Here is a 20,741-nt window from a genome sequence, read left to right as displayed (position 1 = left end):
TGATATTTTCTAAAAACTCTTGCAAAAGATTATTGTGGAAATATAAAGGCTACAACTGCTCTTAATCCCCAATCTGGTCTTATGTTTGAATGTCCAACAACAGGAATTAAAGGCATAACGGCAAATTGCATCGTCTGACCTCCTAATTTTGTAATTGCACCAACATTTGGACTAACGGTAATAAGAGTTGTATTTCCTTCCCAGTTTTGTGTGATCTCTGAAGTGATTCCTAAACTTGCACCGCTTTTATAACTATGCGTTAAGAATATTTGTGTGTAAAACTGATTGAAATCTGCTCTATCTGCATTTCCTGCAACAGACCAAATTTGATTGGCCAAAAAACCTATAGAAAGTCCTTTTCCTTGATGCATAACCAAGACACTTGGTCCAATTCCGAATTTTTCTGTTCCTAAAAGTTTGTCTGTAGCAGTTGGCACTAAAAAAGCAGGACCAACTCCTAAGATGATTCCTTTAGTTTTGGGAGCAAAAAATGCGGTTACGGTGGCATCACTTAAACCAAACTCGTGTGTGTTTTCTCCCGTTACATCCTGCTGATCTACAACTGGAAGAATATAACGAGTAATCAAGTTTAAATTCTCACTTAACTTGAATGGAACAACAGGCTGTATATTGATCTGATATTTTGATCCATTATAAGCGCCAATTCCGTAAGTAAGATTATTTTGCAACGGAACACTAATTAAACTTGCCACAGGATTTGCCATTTTATCGGCAAGTTCTTGTGCACTGTTTCCTGGTTTTGCAGATTCTTCTTGAGCCGAAATTGTAAAAGTGACAAATAACAGCAATATTGCTAGAAAAGAATTTTTCATACGGCTTAAAACTTATTAATTAAAAAACTTCAACTCTTTGCCCCTTTAATCTGCAAACAATTCTTTTTTTTTACTCTGCGAAGACTTTTTTCCAGTCTTTCTGCATATCCACAACATGCCATTTATTTTTTGCAGCAGCATTTAATGAAGCATTATCTTTCTCCTGATATTTATACTCTCTTATTGAATCATTGTGATTTACGAGTAATTGAAAAGATGGATATTTGTTTCCCTGCGAATAAGTTAGCATTGCAATATCTCCTGCTCCGCCTTCATTACCACAAGCAAAAACAGGTCGCTGTCCAATGTGCAATTGAATGCCAACTGGTTTTCCTTCTTTATCATTAAAATGATCTAAAGCCGCTTCTCGCTGTACCGCATTTTTAGCTGCATCATATTTATATTTGAAAGAAGTTCCTACCACTTGGTCTTTTGGAATTCCGTAAAAATCTTGAGATATAGCTCGCACCACTTCTATTGTTCCTCCAGTAACGATATAGGTTTTAAATCCGTTGGCACGGAGATAATTCAGCAATTCTAATTGCGGCTGATAACGTATTTGTTTTACTGGAATATTTTTACCCGGATATTGCGCACTTTTAAAAAAGTCATTCACCGAAGCTTCAAATTCATCTTCAGTCATTCCAGTATGAGTTGCTGCAACCAATTCTATAAGTGCTTTATCGCCTCCTTTTTCAAAAAAGGTTTTATCTTTTTCTATAACCGCTTTAAAAGGTTGTTTTTGCGCCAATTCAGGTTTGGCTTCTACCATTTTTTTTACTCGATAAAAAGCAAATAATTCCTGAACATAAGGCTTTTCGGCCCAAAGTGTGCCGTCATTATCAAAAGTGGCAATTCTACTTTCTGTCGGAATAAAGTCTGGACTTCCTTCTTTGGTTACTTTTTCAACATAAGCGATTATATCTTTCTTTAAAACTCCGTCATTCCAGCTTGGTAGAGGATCACCATTTGCCTCTGTTTGTGTCTGCTTACTTTCTGCTGTAGATGTTGCAGGTTCTGATTTTTTACAAGAAACTAAAAATAAAGTGACAAGAGATAAAATAAATATTCTTTTTTTCATGATACTTTTATTTTATAAAAGAGATTCAGATGGATAATCTGAATCTCTTTTCGTATTTATTTTTTCTTTTTTGAAGCTGCCTCTTCTTCTTCTTTTAACTTAGGTAAAACATTTTTCTCTACATATTTTTGAGCTTTAATGTCTTTCATTGCTTCTTCCATAATAGTATAAGCAGAGAAACTTGGCGGAATTGATCTTGGAGGATATTCTTTAAATGTTTCTGCGAAAACCACAACATCTTGTATTGCTCCATACATTAACTGCACGTGATTCATTTGCCAATCCCAAAAAGTATTAGATGTTATATCTGCTCTTTCAAATGGATCTTGATACAAATTGAAGATCTTTTGTAAACGAAGTTTAGTAAATGGTTCTGCCCAAACTCCCATTGTTCCTCCTAAACGCTGTTCTGCAAAAACATACTTATAATCTCCTTCTCTTAATCCTACCAATAAACCATCATCATCTGTATAGAAGAATTTATCTCTTGCACTTTTTGCTGTTTTGCCTTCTAAAAATTTACTTTGGTCATAACCATCTAAATGCACTTTATAAGTTTTACCATTTGCGCTATAACCTTTTAAAAGTTTATTTACGATATCTGGTTCACCTGCAATTGAAGCGAATGTAGGAATCCAATCATTATGGCTCATTAATTCAGTTGTTACAGTTCCCGGTTTAATATGTCCTGGCCAACGAACAATACAAGGTACTCGGAAAGCTCCATCCCAATTCGTATTTTTTTCTGAACGGAAAGGTGTCATAGCGCCATCAGGCCAAGTATTCATGTGAGGTCCATTATCTGTAGAATACACTACAATTGTATTGTCAGCAATTCCTAAATCGTCTAATGCTTTTAAAATGCTTCCAATAGTTTCATCGTGTTCAATCATACCATCAATATACTCGCTGTCTCCATGCGTATATCTTCCTCTGTGTTCTGCTCTTACGTGTGTACGAAGGTGCATACGAGTAGCATTGAACCAACAGAAAAATGGTTTTCCTGCAGCATTTTGTCTCTTAATAAAGTCGATTGCAGCAGCAGAAGTTTCATCATCAACAGTTTCCATTCTTTTTTTAGTAAGCGCGCCTGTATCTTCAATTTTTTGCTTTCCAACTCTTCCAAAACGAGGATCTGTAGTTGGATCATCAACATTCGTTGCTGTACATTTTAAAACCCCTCTTGGTCCAAATTTTTTCAAATATTCTGGATCTTTTGGATAATCTGGCAATTCTGGCTCTTCTTCTGCATTTAAGTGATACAGATTTCCGAAGAATTCATCAAAACCATTTACAGTTGGCAAACTTTCATTTCGGTCTCCAACGTGGTTTTTACCAAATTGCCCCGTTACATATCCTAAGCTTTTCATAATTCCTCCAACTGAAGGATCTAACTGACTCATTCCCATTGGCGCCCCTGGGAAACCTACTTTTGTAAGACCAGTACGTAGACCGTGTTGCCCGGTTAAAAATGCCGCACGACCAGCAGTACAGCTTTGTTCTCCATAATAATGTAAAAATCTAAGCCCTTCATTGGCTAAACGATCAATATTTGGAGTTGTGTAGCCCATAAGTCCATCACTGTATGCACTTATATTAGTTGTTCCAATATCGTCACCCCAAAGCACCAAAATATTTGGCTTTTTGCTTTGCGCTATAATAGAAACCCCAGAAAAAAATAGTAACACAAATACCTGTAAGGCATTTGAAAATCCGCATTTTAATTTGATTTGTTTCATGATAAAAAAATTCGTTAATGATCTTGTTTATGATATGAGCTTGAAAATCCAAAAAAATAAATGGGAAAATTGCAATCTTTCAAAAAACACTTTCAACCTTAGGTTGCATTTTTTTGATGTGTTTCAAATTCATTTTATTTTAAAATCTGAAACAAAATATTTTTAACTTTTTTTTAAGTATCTCAAATTTAACTAGTAAAAGAGCGAACTATTGAATTTATAAGGCATGAACTTGTTTCATATTATAATATGAAACAAGAAAATTGGAGAATTTGCACCAAAATGTTTCATATTACAAAATGAAACACATCAAAACATCAGATAATTAAGCAGTTAAGTCTTTGGCAAAAAAGTACCAAAAAGAGAGAAATGACCATGTGAATTCTATTTTGCCATCATTATTTTTTAAAGTTTTAGTCAAATGGAACAAAAAAATCTTCTTTTTCAACTAAATTTTTATCAGATTATCAAAATATTACACTATAAAATGTCTAGTAAAAGATAAAAAATCTAACTAGCAAACTAATTTTTAAAAAAAAGGGTTGGTAATAAAAAAGCCGCTTAAAAAATTAAGCGGCTTTTTTTACATATTTTAAGAAATGTTACTCGATTTCAGAAACTCTCATCGTGTTAACCATTCCTCTATCTTTAATTGGCATTGCAGCAAGGTTGATTAAGTAATCTCCTTTTTGTGCATAACCTTTATTGATTGCAATTTGATTTACATCTGTTACAGTGTCATCAGTACTTTCTTCATTATCATAGTAGAAAGATTTAACTCCCCATAATAAATTCAATTGTGTTAAGATTCTTTTGTTTGAAGTAAATACCAAAATATGAGCTGTAGATGGTCTCCAAGCCGAAATTTGAAAAGCTGTATAACCGCTGTTTGTTAAAGTACAAATTGCTTTAGCTTCAATTTCATTTGCTAATAAAGCTGCTTGGTGGCAAACTGTTTTAGTAACAAAACGTTTTGTTTTAATTTGTGGCGTATTTTGTGGAACCTGGATAAGTGGTGAATTCTCAACAGCTTCACAAATTTGAGCCATTCTTTGAATTACTTGTACAGGGTAGTTTCCTGTAGCAGTTTCTCCAGACAACATTACAGCATCAGCACCATCCATTACAGAGTTTGCAACGTCGTTTACTTCTGCTCTTGTTGGAGTTAAACTTGTAATCATTGTTTCCATCATTTGTGTAGCAACGATAACAGGAATTCTAGCTGTTTTAGCTCTTCTGATCAAATCTTTTTGTACCAATGGAACTTCGTGAGCAGGAAGCTCAACACCAAGATCTCCACGAGCAACCATTAAACCATCGCAATATGCTACAATTTTATCCATGTTCTCAAGAGCTTCTGGCATTTCAATTTTAGCAATGATTGGAATTTTTACATCTGAATGTTTAGCAATTAATTCTTGTAAATCTTGTAAATCGCGTGGAGTCTTTACAAATGAAAGTGCGATCCAGTCTACTTTTTGCTCGATTGCGAAAATCGCATCAGCAATATCTTTTTCAGTTAAAGCTGGTAAAGAAATTTTTGTGTTTGGAAGATTAACTCCTTTTTTAGATTTTAATTCTCCACCTTGAATAACTTTAGCAACAACTTCTGTTTTTTTATCTGTAGAAACAATTTCGAAAATAAGTTTACCATCATCAAGCAAAATGCGCTCTCCAACATTTACATCATTTGGGAAATTCTGATATTTCATAAATGCTTTTTTAGCATTTCCGATAATATCCTCTGCTGTTGTAAAAGTAATTTCGTCTCCATCGTGTACAACAGTTCCTTCTTCCATTACACCAACTCTAAGTTTTGGTCCTTGCAAATCTCCTAAGATTGCAGTTGTGTAACCAAACTCTTCGTTTAATCCTCTAATGATGTCGATTTTTTCTTTTACTCCTTCGTAATCTGCATGCGAAAAATTGATTCTAAACACATTAACCCCAGCATCGATCATATCTTTAATGATCTCTCTTGTACTACAAGCGGGCCCAAGTGTAGCAACAATTTTGGTTTTCTTGTTTGTTAGCATTTTTTTTAAAAAATTAGATTGTTTTTTGATTTTATTTTGTCTGTATCAACGGCATAAATAGCCGCAATACTTTCTATTGTGTTTAATTTTTGTTGAATTTCTGAAAAATTAAGCGCCTCTTCGCTATTATCAATTTTCAGGAAAAAATCGACTTTTTTAAATTCAGGAAGTAAATGAATTGTTGTCGAAACCTCACTTGTTTCATTAGAAAACAAATTCTGGAAATCATTTGTACTCACAGAAATGATTTCATTTTTATTCTGAATTAAATTCCAGGAAACAGCCTTTTCTTCATCATAATAATAGAATCTCGAAAAATTTGCTTCACCTTCCTTAGTTTGAGCATGGATCTCGTGTTTGCTCTTACTTAAGTTGATCGGAAGGATTTTATTAATAAAATAAGCCAATCTATAATCTTCTAATGAAGTATGAATTGCCATTAAATAATAATCAATTTCGTCAAATTCGTCTAAATCCAATTTATGAATAGCCATGTCTTGAAAAATCAAGTTGTAAATATACTATTTCTAAACGGAGCATCAACAGTAATGACGCGCTTGTTTTGTTAAATTATAAACGAAAACGTTGTAGACTTGTGATAGTTACAACATTTTTGCAGCTATTTCTTGTCAATTTTCTCTTGAAATGCAAAATAAGCTCTTTGTGATGCTTTTTCTTCTGCTTTCTTTTTTGAAGTTGCACGCGCTCTTGCGACAACTTTATCATCAATGCTCAATTTGACACCAAATAAACGCTGGCCGTCTATGCCATTATCTTCGAAAATGTCATAATGAAAAACTCTTTTTTCTTTCTGACACCATTCGATAACAAGACTTTTATAACTAATAACTTTACCTTCTAGTCGAGCAATATCGACATAAGGAGTTACTACTCTTTTTTGGATGAATTTCTCGCAAAAAGCATAGCCTTTATCTAAATAAATTGCTCCAATTAAAGACTCAAAAATATTACCATGAATGTTTTCTCCAAAGTGCTGAATTGGCACTTTGCTCTCTACAAATTGTACTAAATTTAAATCTTTACCTAACTCGTTCAAATGCTCTCGGCTCACAATTTTCGAACGCATTTTAGTTAAATAACCTTCGTCACCATTTGGAGCTTTATTAAATAAATGTGCAGCAATCACGGCACTTAACATAGCATCTCCTAAAAACTCTAAGCGTTCATAATTTATAGGATGCCCATTTTGATCTAATTTATTTGAAGAGCGATGTGTGAAAGCTCTTCGGTAAAAATCAACATTTGTAGGCGGAAAACCAAGAATTTTCTGAATAGTGTCAAAAAAAATCCCGTCTTCTAGAGAACGGGATTTAGAAAATATTTTTTTGATAATATTCATATACAGAAAATTAATCAGCTAGTTTTTTAAACAATACGCAAGCATTGTGTCCACCAAAACCAAATGTATTACTCATAGCAACATTTACTTCTCTTTTTTGAGGCTTGTTTAGAGTAAGGTTTAAAGATGGGTCAATGTTTTCGTCAACAACTGTATGGTTAATCGTTGGAGGAACAATTCCGTGTTGCATTGCCAAGATAGAAGCAATAGCTTCGATAGCTCCAGCAGCACCAAGTAAATGTCCTGTCATAGATTTTGTAGAGTTGATGTTGATGTTTTTGGCGTGATCTCCAAAAACTTTACTGATTGCTTTTAACTCAGCAACGTCTCCTAATGGAGTAGAAGTTCCATGAGTATTAATATGATCAACCTGATCAGGTGTCATTCCAGCATCTCTCAATGTGTTTTCCATTACTGCGATAACTCCAATCCCTTCTGGATGTGGTGCTGTTAAGTGATAAGCATCTGATGACATTCCGCCACCACCAATTTCACAGTAGATTTTTGCACCTCTAGCTTTAGCATGTTCGTAATCTTCAAGAACCAAAGCTCCTGCTCCTTCTCCTAAAACGAAACCATCTCTAGTTGCATCAAAAGGTCTTGAAGCTGTTTCTGGACTTTCGTTTCTTGTAGATAAAGCATGCATTGAGCTAAATCCTCCCATACCAGCAATTGTAACAGCAGCTTCAGAACCACCAGAAACAATAACATCGCACATTCCTAAACGAATGTAATTGAAAGCATCGATTAACGCATTTGCAGAAGATGCACAAGCAGAAACCGTTGTATAATTTGGTCCCATATACCCGTTACGCATAGAAATATGCGCTGGAGCGATATCGGCAATCATTTTAGGAATAAAGAAAGGATTGAACTTTGGAGTTCCATCACCTTTTGCATAATACAATACTTCATCCTGGAAAGTTTCTAAACCTCCAATTCCTGCTCCCCAGATAACACCAACTCTTTGTTTGTTTACGTTATCATTTGTGATTCCAGCGTCTTTAATAGCTTCATCACTAGCAGCAATTGCATATTGTGCAAACTTATCTAATCTACGAGATTCCTTGCGATCCATGTAATCTTCAATATTGAAGTTTTTTACTTCGCAGGCAAATTTCGTTTTATGTTTCTCGGTATCATAATATGTGATCGGAGCGGCTCCGCTAACTCCATTCACAAGTGCGTTCCAATATTCTTGGATATTATTCCCGATAGGAGTAAGTGCACCTAATCCTGTTACAACAACTCGCCTTAATGCCATAAATATGTGTTTTGTACTTTAAACAAATAAAACCCACGCTTTCTTAACTTATTGTTATTTAAGAGCCATGGGAATTACAATAAAATATATCTTGTTTGATTGAAAATCAATCGAAATTTAAATTTTAAAAAAATAATAACACCCGACTCTTAAAAATTTCAAAAATCAAAAATCAAATTCCAACTGGAATTTGGAATTTCAAAAATTGGTACTTTTAGAAATCGGGTGTGGTATTATTATTTTTTTGCTTCTTCGATATAAGAAATAGCTTGACCTACAGTAGCAATGTTTTCTGCTTGATCGTCTGGAATTTGAATATCAAATTCTTTTTCGAATTCCATAATAAGCTCAACAGTGTCTAATGAGTCAGCTCCTAAATCATTAGTGAAGCTTGCTTCTGTTACAACTTCGTTTTCGTCAACACCTAATTTGTCTACGATAATCGCTTTTACTCTTGATGCAATGTCTGACATAATCTTTAATTTTAGAATTTAATTTGTTGGCAAAAATAAAAAACTTTATTTTAAAACAACTATTTAGTTTATAAATGTGACACTAATTTATAAAATTAATTTCAAGAAAGGTCTTTTAAAGCTATTTATTTTCGATTTTTATTCCGTTTTTTGCAGTCTTAAAACACACAACTTTATGAAAAAAATTATCGTTTTCGCCTCAGGATCAGGAACTAACGCAGAGAACATTATAAAATATTTTTCGAACACCGAAATTGCGAAGGTTGTTTCGGTCTTTACAAATAATGCTTCGGCAAAAGTGATTGAAAGAGCAAAAAATCATCAAATTCCAGTCGAAATCTTCTCAAAAAACGAACTTTTAGAAAGAAACGTACTACAAAAAGTGCAAGAAATCGACCCAGATTTGATAATTTTGGCTGGCTTTCTATTAAAGTTCCCAGAAAACATAATCGAACAATATCCGAATAAAATAATCAACATTCATCCTGCCCTTTTACCAAGTTATGGAGGTAAAGGAATGTACGGAATGCACATACATAGAGCAATTGTAAATAATAAAGAAAAAGAAACCGGAATCTCTATTCATTATGTTAATGAAAACTATGATGAGGGCGGTATTATCTTTCAGGCAAATGTGGCACTAACCGATGAAGATACTCCAGAAAGTGTTGCAGAGAAGATTCATGAGCTGGAACAAAAACATTTTCCAGAGATTATTCATAAATTGTTAGATTCAAATTTCAACTAATCAAATCTCAATTTAAACAATCTACAATCTAAAATAATTAAATGTCTCACGAAGTACATATATATACAGACGGCGCAGCAAAAGGCAATCCAGGAAATGGCGGTTATGGAGTCGTAATGGAATTAGTCGGAACACCACATAAAAAAGAATTTTATGAAGGTTTTCGTCTCACTACCAATAATAGAATGGAACTTCTAGCAGTAATTGTAGGTTTAGAAAAACTGAAAAAGCCAAACATGAAAGTCCTTGTGGTTTCAGATTCTAAATATGTAGTCGATTCTGTTGAAAAAAAATGGGTTTTCGGTTGGGAGAAAAAAGGATATAAAGACAAGAAAAATCCCGACCTCTGGAAACGTTTTTTAATTGCATATCGAAAACATCAAGTAGATTTTAAATGGATTAAAGGACATAATAATCATCCGCAAAACGAACGTTGCGATCAATTGGCAGTTATGGCATCGATGCAACCGAAACTTTCTGTAGATGTCTACTACGAAACCATTGGTTCTAAAGAATAAAAAAAACGCATCAAATAATTGATGCGTTTTTTTGTACTAACTTAAATTTCTTATTTACTCTTTATCTAAATCTTTTGCTGTTTTAAATCCAGTCAAAAGTCCGATTCCTGCCATTATAAAAATAATTGAAGGATAAACTGCTCCATCATCTAAAGAAGTATAAGTTGTAATTAACAACGCTAGAAAAATTCCAACTCCACTACCTATTAATAAGAAAGCTATATTGACAACAAATATTTTCCATGCTGGAACTCCGTTACCTCTTCCCTGCAAAAAAATACTAGCATCTACTCCTTTTTCTATAAGAGCCAGTCGCTCTCTGTTTCTTGTTGAATAAATTAAATAAACGATCCCGAAGATCATCAAAAAAAGACTTAGCGGTACTAAAACTTGTGGTCCCATAATTTTTATGTTTTTATAATTGATTGATACTCCATATGACGACACCTTTTAAATTGAGGTTACAACTTTTTTAAAAAATTTTTAAATTTTAAATTTCAAACTTAAAAAATCACTGATTATCAGCTATTTTTGAATATATTTTTCGCAAACAAACTTTATCGAAGTCTTAAATTTTGACAAAGTATTATACTCATATATATGTACATATAACAAAATTGGAATTTTGAATTTGTATTTAGAATTCATGCTTAAAAAAAATAGAATTTATTTTCGAATTTCTTGTAACCTAAATAAACAAACGGTCGTCCTATATAATATGAGCACAATACAAGATCAACATTATATCGATAAAGTTTTGCGGGGAGACACCAATGCATTTGGCGTTCTTGTAGATCGTTATAAGGATATGATCTTTACTTTGGCTCTAAAAATGGTTAAAAACCGTGAAGAAGCAGAAGAAGTTGCTCAAGACACCTTAATAAAGATTTATAATTCGCTGACAAAATTTAAGGGAGATTCCAAATTTTCGACTTGGATTTATAAGATTGCTTATAATACGTGTCTAGACCGTTTGAAAAAAAATAAAAAAGAAGATTTGAATATTTCTATTGATGATTTTTCTTCTCATTTAATTAAAACCATGGACAATGCTTTGAGCGCATTAGAAGAAAAAGAACGAAAGCAAACCATTCAGAAATGTTTAAATTTATTGCCAAGCGATGAAAATTTTCTTTTGACCTTATTTTATTTTGATGATCAGAATTTAGAGGAAATTGGAAAAATCATGAATATATCGGCCAACAATGCCAAAGTAAAGTTATTTAGGAGCCGACAGAAATTAGCTGCAATTTTGAGACAGCAGTTAGAACCAGAAATAATAGAATGTTATGAAAGAGAGCGATAAAAATATAGAACAACTTATTGAGAAAATGATGGCTGAAGATAAACTGCAGTCGCCATCAATAGATTTTACTTCTAAAATAATGGCTGAAGTTCATTTATTAGAAGAGAAAAAACTCAAAGTATACAAACCTTTAATTTCTAAACCAATCTGGATTTTAATGGGATTGGCTTTAATTGCTTTGGTGATTTATGTTTCTTTATTTACTGCATCACAAAACAATTTGGAAATTGGCAAACAGTACGCCGATCAAGTGGCAAGTCTGTTTTCAGGAATTCATTTTTCTAAAAATATCTTGTATGCCATCTTAATTGTTCCAATTATGATTCTGCTTCAGGTTGGAATTTTGAAGAATTATTTTGACAAAAAGTATCAATTATAAATTTAAAGATGAGAAACAAAACGACAACTTTTAAACAAGTTCTAAAAGCAAAAAGAATACCCATATATATTATTTTAATGTTGCTATTTTTTATCACTACTCATACATCAGCAACTCCATCAAACTTTACCACTAAAGACGTAAAATTTGTTAGCGAAGGCATTTCACTTGCTGGAACTATTTTTACGCCTAACAACATGCAAGCTGCTGTTGTGATTGTTCACGGATCTGGACAAGAAAAAAGAATGATAGACTTTGCTACAACTCTAGCCAATAATGGAATTGCAGTATTAACGTATGACAAACGTGGAGTTGGAGAATCAGGTGGCGTATATGCTGGACCAGAAGTAGGAACTAATAATGTCGATTTCTCAAACCTAAATCTTTTGTCTTTAGATGCAAGTGCGGCTGTAAATACTTTGTCAAAATATTTATCAAATGACAAAATATCAATTGGCCTTATAGGCGGTAGTCAAGCTGGATGGATAATTCCATTGGCTGCAGAAAAAAATAAGAAAGTCAAATTTATGACCATATTTAGCGGAGCTCTTATCACGGTTAAAGAACAATTGAGATTCCAATTTTATACAAATGGAAATCAAGATTTTTGGAATACGCATTCAGAAGAAGAAGCAAGAAAGCACGTATTCAATGATCCAGACAAATATGAATTTGTTGATACAAATCCTAATGACGCTCTTTCTAAATTATCAATTCCAGGATTTTGGATTTTTGGAAGCAAAGACATTCAAGTGCCAGTGAAACTATCAATTGAATACCTTGATAAATTAAAATCTAAAGGAAAGCATTACGAATATAAATTATTTCCAAACTTGGGTCACAATACAGCATTTTCAAACTCCGAAGAACCTATGAAGGATGCAATCAATTGGATTAAAAATATAAAATAATTTAAGGAATCATACGCAAAGAATTTTTCGTGTTTTAATCGAAAAAAGAAAATCTTCTTCATTTAAAAAAACAAGACAGAAGAATGAGCTGTAAATTATTCGCAATTATTTTCAAAAAAGTTGCATCTTAAATTCAAAAAACCTATTATAAACACTGCGAAAAATCAATTTTAATTCATTCATTTACAATAGTTTTACTTCGAAAATACCTTCATTTTTTTAAGAAAATTTTGAGACCCTAAACCGTTGCAAGATTGTAACTTATGAAGTATCTTTGCACCCTAATTCGAAATTCATAAAATGAATAAACTATTGATTGTTGGAACAGTTGCTTTCGACGCGATTGAAACTCCTTTCGGAAAAACAGATAAAATATTAGGTGGTGCTGCAACGTATATTGGTTTATCAGCTTCATTTTTTAACTTGCAATCGGCCATTGTTTCTGTAGTTGGCGACGATTTCCCTCAAGAACATTTAGATCTTTTAACTTCAAAAAATATTGATATCTCTGGTATCGAAATTGTAAAAGGAGGAAAGACTTTTTTCTGGAGCGGTTTATACCACAACGATTTAAATTCTAGAGACACTCTTGTAACGGAGTTGAATGTTTTAGCTGATTTCCAGCCAAAAGTTCCTCAAAACTACAAAGATGCTGATGTTGTGATGTTAGGAAACTTACATCCACTAGTACAAAGCAGTGTTTTAGACCAAATGGAGAAAAAACCAAAATTAGTAGTTTTAGACACTATGAACTTTTGGATGGACTGCGCTCTTCCAGAATTATTAGACGTTATTAAACGTGTAGATGTTATTACAATCAATGACGAAGAAGCAAGACAACTTTCTGGCGAATATTCATTAGTAAAAGCAGCTTCTAAAATCCAAGATATGGGACCAAAATATGTGGTGATCAAAAAAGGAGAACACGGAGCACTTTTATTCCACAATAGAGAAGTTTTCTTTGCACCAGCTTTACCATTAGAAGATGTTTTTGATCCAACAGGAGCTGGAGACACTTTCGCAGGTGGTTTCTCTGGATTTATTGCACAGAGCGAAAACATTTCATTCAACAACATGAAGAATGCAATTATTTACGGTTCAAATTTAGCTTCGTTCTGCGTAGAAAAATTTGGAACTGAAAGGATGGAATCATTAAGCAAAGCCGAAGTAGCGATTCGATTACAGCAATTTAAGTCGTTAACTCAGTTTGACATAGAAATATAATGCCTAAGAGCCTCGATAAAACGGGGCTTTTTTATTACGAATACACACAACTTACAACAACACACAAATAACAAATAACAAAAAACAATGAGCGACGCTTTAAAACACGAATGTGGTATAGCCTTAGTTAGACTACTAAAACCGCTTGAATATTATAAAGAAAAATACGGAACTGCGTTCTACGGAATTCAGAAAATGTATTTAATGATGGAAAAACAGCACAACCGCGGACAAGACGGAGCTGGTTTTGCTAGCATCAAATTTGATGTTGAACCTGGACAGCGCTACATTAGCCGAGTTCGTTCTAATCATTCGCAACCAATCCAAGATGTTTTCAAACAAATCAATGAGCGCGTTAGCGAAGAACTAAAAGCGCATCCAGAACTTGGAGACGATATGAAAGAACTAAAAGCAAACATTCCTTATGTTGGAGAATTGTTTTTAGGTCACGTTCGTTACGGAACTTTTGGAAAAAATAGCATCGAAAGTGTTCACCCTTTTTTACGTCAAAGCAACTGGATGCACCGTAACTTGATTTTGGCAGGAAACTTTAATATGACAAATGTTAAAGAACTTTTCGAAAATCTAGTTGAATTAGGTCAGCATCCAAAAGAAATGGCTGATACTGTTACAGTAATGGAAAAAATTGGTCACTTCTTAGATAAGGAAGTAATGCAACTTTACCAAGACTGTAAAGCTGAAGGATATTCTAAAAGAGATGCTTCGCCAGTAATTGCAGAACGTTTGGATATTGCTAAAATCTTAGCTCGTTCGGCTAAAAACTTAGATGGTGGTTATGCTATGGCTGGTTTATTAGGTCATGGTGATGCTTTTGTTTTTAGAGATCCTGCAGGAATTCGTCCAGCTTATTTTTATCAAGATGACGAAGTTGTCGTTGTAGCTTCTGAAAGACCTGTTATTCAAACTGTATTTAATGTTCCTTTTGAAAGCGTTCAAGAAATCGATCCAGGAAATGCTTTGATTATCAAGAAAAACGGAAAAGTTACCATGAATCAAATCTTGGAACCAACTGTTAAAAAAGCTTGTTCATTCGAAAGAATTTATTTCTCAAGAGGAAGTGACGCTGAAATTTATCAAGAACGTAAAGACTTAGGAAAATTAATTTTACCTGCTGTTCTTAAAGCAATTGACAGCGATACAGACAACACTGTTTTCTCTTATATTCCAAATACAGCTGAAACTTCATTTTATGGTTTAGTTGAAGCTGCTCAGGATTTCTTAAATCAGAGAAAAAACAATTATATCTTAGAAAATAGAAATACGTTAACCGCTGAAACACTTCAGGAACTTTTAGCTGTAAAAATACGTACAGAGAAAGTTGCTATTAAAGATGCTAAACTTAGAACCTTTATTACAGAAGATAGCAGCCGTGACGATTTAGTGGCTCACGTTTACGATGTTACATACGGTGTAATTAAACCAGAAGATAATTTGGTAATTATTGATGATAGTATTGTTCGTGGTACTACATTGAAAATGAGCATCATTAAAATGATGGATCGTTTGAAACCAAAACGTATCGTAATCGTTTCATCTGCTCCACAAATTCGTTACCCAGATTGTTACGGAATTGATATGGCAAAACTAGAAGGTTTAGTTGCTTTTAGAGCAGCACTTGCTTTATTAAAAGAAAGAAACCTTTACCATATTGTAGATGAAGTTTATGCAAAATGTAAAGCTCAAGAAAATTTCCTTGATAAAGATGTTGTAAACTATGTAACAGCAATTTACGACCAATTTACACCAGACGAAATTTCAGATAAGATTGCAGAAATGTTAAGCTCGCCAGAAATCAATGCTGAAGTAAAAATTATTTTCCAAACAGTAGATGACCTTCATAAAGCTTGTCCTAAAAATTTAGGTGACTGGTATTTCACTGGAGACTACCCTACTCCAGGTGGAAATCGAGTTGTAAACCGTGCTTTTATGAATTTTTACGAAGGGAAAGACGCTAGAGCGTATTAATAAAATACTAATAAAAGGTTAAATTGTGCATTTCATCGGTTTTTTTTGCCGTTCATCCTATTTCTTTGGTGAAATTGAAAAGCTATGATACTTTTGAGATACCATAACATTAGTAGGTTAAGTTTATGGTAGATTTGGGGCAAAAAGGGTGGAAGCAATTCCACCTTTTTTATTGGAATTAACTCAACCAATTTATAAACAACCTATTACATCTCTTAATCGGATATACTTACCTTTCATCTGAAAAATTTTCTTCACAATATTATCTGCCATACATTTACTAGACCATAACATTAGTAGGTTAGTTTATGGTAGATTTGGGGCAAAAAAGGCGGAGTAACATCCGCCTTTTTTATTTTAAAATTTAAAAACCTGCAAATCAAGCAATTAAAAACGTTTCGTCGAGTATAATTGCCTTTCATCTAAAAAATTTTCTTTATAAAAATACCTGCCATACATTTACTGAACCATAACATTAGTAGGTTAGTTTATGGTAGATTTGGGGCAAAAAAGGCGGAGTAACATCCGCCTTTTTTATTGAAATAAATTCATGATTTTCAAAAACAAGCTTTATACGTCTTTAATCGAATATTGTTGCTTTTTATCTGATAAGTTTCTATGAAAAAAATATCCGCCATACCTTTACAAGACCATAACATTAGTAGGTTAAGTTTATGGTAGATTTGGGGCAAAAAAGGTGGAAGAATTTCCACCTTTTTTATTTTTTTTTTTGAGAGAATAGATGAAAGAAAATAGAATAAAGATTATAGACAAAATGTATATATAAAAAAAGACGAGCACTTGGGCTCGTCTTTTATCTTTATTCTTTGCTCTATTCTCTTATTTGTCTAAAGCAAATCTTCTCGCAACTTCTGTCCAGTTAATTACACTGAAAAAAGCTTCAATATAATCTGGTCTTCTGTTTTGGTAGTTTAAGTAGTAAGCGTGCTCCCAAACGTCCATTCCTAAGATTGGAGTTCCACCGTGACCAGCAACTTTTGGCATTAATGGATTATCTTGATTTGGAGTACCTACAACTTCTAATTTTCCTCCTTTTTGAACTGTTAACCAAGCCCATCCAGAACCAAATTGTGTTGCTCCAGCTTTAGCAAATTTTGCTTTAAATTCTTCGAAAGATCCGAAAGAAGCTTCAATTGCAGCTAATAAATCTCCTGTTGGCAAACCTCCTCCGTTTGGAGACATTACAGTCCAGAACAAGTTGTGGTTGTAAAAACCTCCACCATTGTTACGAACTGCAGCGTTAGATTTATCTAAGTTGATTAGGATATTTTCGATAGTTTTTCCCTCTAAATCTGTTCCAGCGATTGCTGCGTTAAGATTTGTAGTATATGCATTGTGATGCTTTGTATGGTGGATTTCCATTGTACGCGCATCAATATGTGGTTCTAATGCATCGTATGCATATGGTAATTGTGGTAATTCAAAAGCCATGGTATTATGATTTTTATGGTTTATAAATAATTTATCCCAAATTTAGACATTTAACTTTGGAATTGAAAATACTATTTCGTTATAATTGAATTTAATTAACTGATAATTTACATTTTTACAACATAAACACCTGAAAATCTTTATTTTCCATTAAAAGTTGTCATAGTGTTTTCCAAACCTGCTGTTCCAAAAGTTCTAATTATTTCGGCAGAGGTTTCTAAACGTTCTGGCAATTTTGCTTCTTCTTCAGCATTCCATTCTCCTAAAACATAATCCACCTGCTGTCCTTTTTTGAATTGATCACTGATCCCGAATCTAAAACGAGTATAATTTTGTGTATTTAAAACCAAATTGATGTTTTTAAGTCCGTTATGACCTCCATCACTTCCTTTTGGCTTGATTCTGATTGTTCCAAATGACAGGTTTAAATCGTCTGTAATGACCAAAATATTCTCTAGTGGAATATTCTCCTTATCCATCCAATATTTAACTGCTTTACCGCTTAAATTCATGTAAGTGTTTGGCTTTAAAAGAAAAAAGGTTCTTCCTTTAAATTTGTATTCTGCCATTGAACCTAATTTTACGGTTTCGAATGAAAGACTTTCTTTTTTAGCTAAAAAATCAAGCACTTTAAATCCGATGTTATGTCTAGTGTTTACGTATTCGGCTCCGATATTTCCTAATCCGACGATTAAATATTTTTTACTCACGTTTTTTATATTGTTTTTTTGGTGTTCGTGAACCTCCGGTTTCATATTATCTATGTTCTCTTCTTTTGGTGTTGATGAAAACAGTTTTGTTATCCATTTTATCATTAGGCAAAAATAGGACTAATTATTTTTAACCGCAAAGAGCGCGAAGGATTTACGCAAAGGACGCTAAGAAATAGTTTCTATCGAGATGTGCAAAGAACACAAAAAAAGTTCTCTCGCAGGGTTAGTTGATCATACCGATTTATCTTAATTCCCTATTTCGTGTTGTCAGGCTGAGCGAAGTCGAAGCCCCACAAGAAACTCGACAATCTAAATTCCATACTTTGCGTGGGCTTCGACTTCGCTCAGCCTGACAACGATAAAAAAACTAAATATCTCAGCGTTTTAGGAACTTAACATCTTATAAAAAAGATTTTTTCTTGCTAGCCCTGACAGAAGCGGTATCCTTTTTCTGGCTTCTTTAGCCAGGAAAAGATATAGCGGATGGCAGGAACGTCACGTCTTTTAAAAACGAAGACTTTCTGCTTCTAAAAAAACAACTACAAAAAAAGCTTCGACTTCGCTCAGCCTGACAATGATGAAAAAAACTTAGTCTCTCAGCATCTTAGAAACTTAGAATCTTCAAAAAAAAAGCCCCAATCGAAAGATTGAGGCTTTTTGTATTGAGTGAAAAAAAATTATTTTTTCTTTCCTTTTGCAGGAGCTTTTGCAGCTTTTGCAGCTTCTTGAGCAGCTTTCATAGCAGCACGAGAAATTCTCACTTGACAAACAACTGTGTTGTCTGGGTGCATAATTTTGTACTCTGGTTTTCCAACTTTAGTAACGTATAATTTGTTACCCATTTCAAGTGGAGTGATGTCAGCTTCAACGAAATCAGGAAGATTTGCTGGTAAAGCTTTAACTTTTAATTTACGTTGGTTCAAACGTAAAACACCTCCTGCAAGAACACCTTTAGATGTACCAACGATTTTCACAGGAACTTCCATTGTGATTTCTTTATCATCAAATAATTGGAAGAAGTCAATGTGTAAAATTTTGTCAGATACTGGGTGAACTTGGATATCTTGCAAAATTGCATTGAATGATTTTCCTTTTCCAAGCTCAATCACAACTGTGTGTGCATTTGGAGTGTAAACCAAGTTTTTGAACGCTGCAGCGTCTGCTGAGAAGTGTACTGCTTGATTTCCTCCGTATAACACGCAAGGAACCGCTCCAGCATTACGTAAGGCTTTAGTTGACACTTTGCCCACGCTTTCTCTTTCTGATCCTTTAATTGTAATCGATTTCATTGTAAAAAAATATAGTTATTAAATAAATATTCTATTTTGCTGTAAGCTTTAAGCAATATGCTTTAGGCTTTTATGCAAAGTAAATAAGCTTACGGCCTAAAGCCTACAGCTTACTGCTTTTACATAATGAATTTTCCACTGATGGAATTGTTGTGGTGAACCATTTGCATTACCTCAGCAAATAAAGGTGCGCAGCTTACCACTTTTATTTTCTTTGACTCTTTCTTTAACGGAATGGAATCTGTTACGATTAATTCTGTTAGTTTCGAGTTTTCAATTTTCTCATATGCACCGCCAGATAAAATAGCGTGTGTACAAATTGCTCTTACACTTAGCGCTCCTTTTTCGATCATTAGGTCGGCAGCTTTCGCTAATGTCCCTCCTGTGTCGATCATGTCGTCTACCAAGATTACGTTACGCCCTTTTACTTCACCAATAAGCTCCATAGTGTCGATAACGTTGGCTGCTTTTCTTTGTTTATAACAGATAACTACATCTGATGCTAAAAACTTAGAATAAGCATATGCTCTTTTTGAACCTCCCATATCTGGAGATGCAATTGTTAGATTTTCTAAATTTAAACTTTCTACATATGGTAAAAAGATTGTAGATGCAAATAAATGATCTACTGGTTTTTCAAAGAATCCTTGAATTTGGTCTGCATGCAGATCCATTGTCATGATTCTTGTTGCTCCTGCAGCAGTTAATAGATTTGCTACTAACTTTGCTCCAATCGGAACTCTTGGTTTGTCTTTTCTATCTTGTCTTGCCCAACCAAAATAAGGCATAACTGCTGTAATGTGTCTTGCTGATGCACGTTTTGCAGCATCAATCATTAACAACAATTCCATCAGATTATCTGCGCTTGGAAAAGTCGAACAAACGATAAATACTCGCAACCCTCTTATTGACTCTTCGTAAGACGGCTGAAATTCTCCGTCACTATACGTTGACATCGTTACTTTTCCTAACGGAATCCCGTAGTCTTTTGCAATTTTTTCTGCAAGATAAACACTTTGTGAACAAGCAAAAATTTTAGCTTCTGGTTCTAGGTGCGACATTGTAATGTGTTGTTTTATTCCGTTACGTTTAAAAAATTCTACTTTATACCTAGATAAAGCGGAAGCGTATAAATGTCTCGGATGTAGTTAGTTGTGTGTGCTTCGTTTTAACGAGCTGCAAATTTATAAAATTTATTGAACACTGAAAGCAAAAATTTAAGTATTTTTAGTAGTTCGTTTAAAATTATTTTTTACATTTGCACCGTGTTAAAGGAATGACGCCATTTATGACTTCATTCTATTGCGTTAGAATAATTGATTTTATCATTTATTTTTTCGTCTGCTAAGCCCGGATGGCGGAATTGGTAGACGCGCTGGTCTCAAACACCTGTGGGAAACCGTGCCGGTTCGACTCCGGCTCCGGGTAC

At 33.8% G+C, this 20,741-nt stretch carries 20 protein-coding genes and 1 tRNA gene; 8 read left to right on the top strand and 13 right to left on the bottom strand.

What is annotated here, in order from left to right:
• Window positions 1-29: 29 nt before the first annotated feature.
• The 8 genes from B3J44_RS24160 to B3J44_RS24125 all read right to left on the bottom strand — a co-directional run bounded on the left by B3J44_RS24160 (window position 30) and on the right by B3J44_RS24125 (window position 8,786).
• A complete protein-coding gene (locus B3J44_RS24160) occupies window positions 30-833 on the bottom strand; it encodes a hypothetical protein (protein WP_286972122.1) in 804 nt (267 codons plus the stop codon).
• 70 nt (window positions 834-903) lie between these two features.
• Entirely contained in the window at window positions 904-1,914 is a 1,011-nt protein-coding gene (locus B3J44_RS24155; protein ID WP_286972121.1) for an HAD family hydrolase, read from the bottom strand.
• A 56-nt stretch (window positions 1,915-1,970) separates the two neighbouring features.
• Window positions 1,971-3,653 carry an arylsulfatase gene (locus B3J44_RS24150; RefSeq protein ID WP_286972119.1) on the bottom strand — a complete coding sequence of 561 codons (1,683 nt, stop codon included), beginning with the start codon at window positions 3,651-3,653 and terminating at the stop codon, window positions 1,971-1,973.
• Window positions 3,654-4,255: 602 nt separating this feature from the next.
• On the bottom strand, window positions 4,256-5,689 hold the full coding sequence (gene pyk, locus B3J44_RS24145) for a pyruvate kinase (protein ID WP_198854954.1): 1,434 nt from the start codon (window positions 5,687-5,689) through the stop codon (window positions 4,256-4,258).
• A gap of 5 nt (window positions 5,690-5,694) precedes the next feature.
• Window positions 5,695-6,183: an IPExxxVDY family protein gene (locus tag B3J44_RS24140; RefSeq protein ID WP_198854955.1), complete on the bottom strand. Its 489-nt coding sequence runs from the start codon at window positions 6,181-6,183 to the stop codon at window positions 5,695-5,697.
• A 125-nt stretch (window positions 6,184-6,308) separates the two neighbouring features.
• A complete protein-coding gene (gene rnc, locus B3J44_RS24135; RefSeq protein ID WP_198854956.1) occupies window positions 6,309-7,049 on the bottom strand; it encodes a ribonuclease III in 741 nt (246 codons plus the stop codon).
• Between the two features lie 10 nt (window positions 7,050-7,059).
• On the bottom strand, window positions 7,060-8,313 hold the full coding sequence (gene fabF / locus B3J44_RS24130) for a beta-ketoacyl-ACP synthase II (protein WP_111368511.1): 1,254 nt from the start codon (window positions 8,311-8,313) through the stop codon (window positions 7,060-7,062).
• Between the two features lie 236 nt (window positions 8,314-8,549).
• A complete protein-coding gene (locus B3J44_RS24125) occupies window positions 8,550-8,786 on the bottom strand; it encodes an acyl carrier protein (RefSeq protein WP_007137004.1) in 237 nt (78 codons plus the stop codon).
• A gap of 175 nt (window positions 8,787-8,961) precedes the next feature.
• On the opposite strand from B3J44_RS24125, the gene purN reads away from it, so the two are divergent.
• Together purN and rnhA are read left to right on the top strand one after the other, a co-directional pair.
• Window positions 8,962-9,534, top strand: coding sequence for a phosphoribosylglycinamide formyltransferase (gene purN, locus B3J44_RS24120; protein ID WP_198854957.1), 573 nt, complete (start codon window positions 8,962-8,964; stop codon window positions 9,532-9,534).
• 41 nt (window positions 9,535-9,575) lie between these two features.
• Window positions 9,576-10,052: a ribonuclease HI gene (gene rnhA / locus B3J44_RS24115; RefSeq protein WP_198854958.1), complete on the top strand. Its 477-nt coding sequence runs from the start codon at window positions 9,576-9,578 to the stop codon at window positions 10,050-10,052.
• Window positions 10,053-10,106: 54 nt separating this feature from the next.
• Here the strand turns inward: rnhA and B3J44_RS24110 are convergent, their stop codons facing one another.
• On the bottom strand, window positions 10,107-10,454 hold the full coding sequence (locus B3J44_RS24110) for a DUF6249 domain-containing protein (RefSeq protein WP_198854959.1): 348 nt from the start codon (window positions 10,452-10,454) through the stop codon (window positions 10,107-10,109).
• Window positions 10,455-10,770: 316 nt separating this feature from the next.
• On the opposite strand from B3J44_RS24110, the gene B3J44_RS24105 reads away from it, so the two are divergent.
• From B3J44_RS24105 to B3J44_RS24085, 5 genes are all read left to right on the top strand, one after another.
• Window positions 10,771-11,358 (top strand): RNA polymerase sigma factor, encoded by a 588-nt coding sequence (locus B3J44_RS24105; RefSeq protein WP_286972110.1) that lies wholly within the window; start codon window positions 10,771-10,773, stop codon window positions 11,356-11,358.
• Window positions 11,342-11,737 carry a hypothetical protein gene (locus tag B3J44_RS24100; RefSeq protein WP_286972107.1) on the top strand — a complete coding sequence of 132 codons (396 nt, stop codon included), beginning with the start codon at window positions 11,342-11,344 and terminating at the stop codon, window positions 11,735-11,737. The genes B3J44_RS24105 and B3J44_RS24100 overlap by 17 nt, the downstream gene beginning before the upstream one ends.
• Window positions 11,738-11,745: 8 nt before the next feature.
• The gene (locus B3J44_RS24095; RefSeq protein ID WP_286972104.1) at window positions 11,746-12,648 is read left to right on the top strand and encodes an alpha/beta hydrolase family protein; all 903 of its coding nucleotides are present in this window, start codon (window positions 11,746-11,748) and stop codon (window positions 12,646-12,648) included.
• 300 nt (window positions 12,649-12,948) lie between these two features.
• Complete coding sequence (locus B3J44_RS24090; RefSeq protein WP_177211420.1) at window positions 12,949-13,872, top strand: PfkB family carbohydrate kinase; 924 nt, start codon at window positions 12,949-12,951, stop codon at window positions 13,870-13,872.
• A gap of 87 nt (window positions 13,873-13,959) precedes the next feature.
• Entirely contained in the window at window positions 13,960-15,858 is a 1,899-nt protein-coding gene (locus B3J44_RS24085; RefSeq protein WP_198854962.1) for an amidophosphoribosyltransferase, read from the top strand.
• Between the two features lie 840 nt (window positions 15,859-16,698).
• Here B3J44_RS24085 and B3J44_RS24080 read toward each other — a convergent pair.
• The 4 genes from B3J44_RS24080 to B3J44_RS24065 all read right to left on the bottom strand — a co-directional run bounded on the left by B3J44_RS24080 (window position 16,699) and on the right by B3J44_RS24065 (window position 20,373).
• Window positions 16,699-17,310, bottom strand: coding sequence for a superoxide dismutase (locus B3J44_RS24080; RefSeq protein ID WP_286972098.1), 612 nt, complete (start codon window positions 17,308-17,310; stop codon window positions 16,699-16,701).
• A gap of 140 nt (window positions 17,311-17,450) precedes the next feature.
• On the bottom strand, window positions 17,451-18,125 hold the full coding sequence (pth, locus tag B3J44_RS24075) for an aminoacyl-tRNA hydrolase (RefSeq protein ID WP_286972095.1): 675 nt from the start codon (window positions 18,123-18,125) through the stop codon (window positions 17,451-17,453).
• Between the two features lie 575 nt (window positions 18,126-18,700).
• The gene (locus B3J44_RS24070) at window positions 18,701-19,312 is read right to left on the bottom strand and encodes a 50S ribosomal protein L25/general stress protein Ctc (RefSeq protein WP_035646439.1); all 612 of its coding nucleotides are present in this window, start codon (window positions 19,310-19,312) and stop codon (window positions 18,701-18,703) included.
• Window positions 19,313-19,431: 119 nt separating this feature from the next.
• Window positions 19,432-20,373, bottom strand: a complete 942-nt coding sequence (locus tag B3J44_RS24065) for a ribose-phosphate pyrophosphokinase (protein WP_286972089.1) — start codon at window positions 20,371-20,373, stop codon at window positions 19,432-19,434.
• Window positions 20,374-20,660: 287 nt separating this feature from the next.
• Between B3J44_RS24065 and B3J44_RS24060 the strand changes: the two genes are divergently transcribed.
• Window positions 20,661-20,740: transfer RNA gene (locus B3J44_RS24060), tRNA-Leu, on the top strand.
• Window position 20,741: the final 1 nt, after the last annotated feature.

Source organism: Flavobacterium sp. UBA4854 (assembly GCF_002399805.1).
GTDB lineage: Bacteria > Bacteroidota > Bacteroidia > Flavobacteriales > Flavobacteriaceae > Flavobacterium > Flavobacterium ginsengisoli.
This window is presented reverse-complemented; position numbering and strand designations above follow the sequence as displayed.

Bases quoted from the DNA above. Each gene is read 5' to 3' on its own strand.
- B3J44_RS24160 (WP_286972122.1), bottom strand. From the start codon at position 833: ATGAAAAATTCTTTTCTAGCAATATTGCTGTTATTTGTCACTTTTACA.
- B3J44_RS24155 (WP_286972121.1), bottom strand. From the start codon at position 1,914: ATGAAAAAAAGAATATTTATTTTATCTCTTGTCACTTTATTTTTAGTT.
- B3J44_RS24150 (WP_286972119.1), bottom strand. From the start codon at position 3,653: ATGAAACAAATCAAATTAAAATGCGGATTTTCAAATGCCTTACAGGTA.
- pyk (WP_198854954.1), bottom strand. From the start codon at position 5,689: ATGCTAACAAACAAGAAAACCAAAATTGTTGCTACACTTGGGCCCGCT.
- B3J44_RS24140 (WP_198854955.1), bottom strand. From the start codon at position 6,183: ATGGCTATTCATAAATTGGATTTAGACGAATTTGACGAAATTGATTAT.
- rnc (WP_198854956.1), bottom strand. From the start codon at position 7,049: ATGAATATTATCAAAAAAATATTTTCTAAATCCCGTTCTCTAGAAGAC.
- fabF (WP_111368511.1), bottom strand. From the start codon at position 8,313: ATGGCATTAAGGCGAGTTGTTGTAACAGGATTAGGTGCACTTACTCCT.
- B3J44_RS24125 (WP_007137004.1), bottom strand. From the start codon at position 8,786: ATGTCAGACATTGCATCAAGAGTAAAAGCGATTATCGTAGACAAATTA.
- purN (WP_198854957.1), top strand. From the start codon at position 8,962: ATGAAAAAAATTATCGTTTTCGCCTCAGGATCAGGAACTAACGCAGAG.
- rnhA (WP_198854958.1), top strand. From the start codon at position 9,576: ATGTCTCACGAAGTACATATATATACAGACGGCGCAGCAAAAGGCAAT.
- B3J44_RS24110 (WP_198854959.1), bottom strand. From the start codon at position 10,454: ATGGGACCACAAGTTTTAGTACCGCTAAGTCTTTTTTTGATGATCTTC.
- B3J44_RS24105 (WP_286972110.1), top strand. From the start codon at position 10,771: ATGAGCACAATACAAGATCAACATTATATCGATAAAGTTTTGCGGGGA.
- B3J44_RS24100 (WP_286972107.1), top strand. From the start codon at position 11,342: ATGAAAGAGAGCGATAAAAATATAGAACAACTTATTGAGAAAATGATG.
- B3J44_RS24095 (WP_286972104.1), top strand. From the start codon at position 11,746: ATGAGAAACAAAACGACAACTTTTAAACAAGTTCTAAAAGCAAAAAGA.
- B3J44_RS24090 (WP_177211420.1), top strand. From the start codon at position 12,949: ATGAATAAACTATTGATTGTTGGAACAGTTGCTTTCGACGCGATTGAA.
- B3J44_RS24085 (WP_198854962.1), top strand. From the start codon at position 13,960: ATGAGCGACGCTTTAAAACACGAATGTGGTATAGCCTTAGTTAGACTA.
- B3J44_RS24080 (WP_286972098.1), bottom strand. From the start codon at position 17,310: ATGGCTTTTGAATTACCACAATTACCATATGCATACGATGCATTAGAA.
- pth (WP_286972095.1), bottom strand. From the start codon at position 18,125: ATGATAAAATGGATAACAAAACTGTTTTCATCAACACCAAAAGAAGAG.
- B3J44_RS24070 (WP_035646439.1), bottom strand. From the start codon at position 19,312: ATGAAATCGATTACAATTAAAGGATCAGAAAGAGAAAGCGTGGGCAAA.
- B3J44_RS24065 (WP_286972089.1), bottom strand. From the start codon at position 20,373: ATGTCGCACCTAGAACCAGAAGCTAAAATTTTTGCTTGTTCACAAAGT.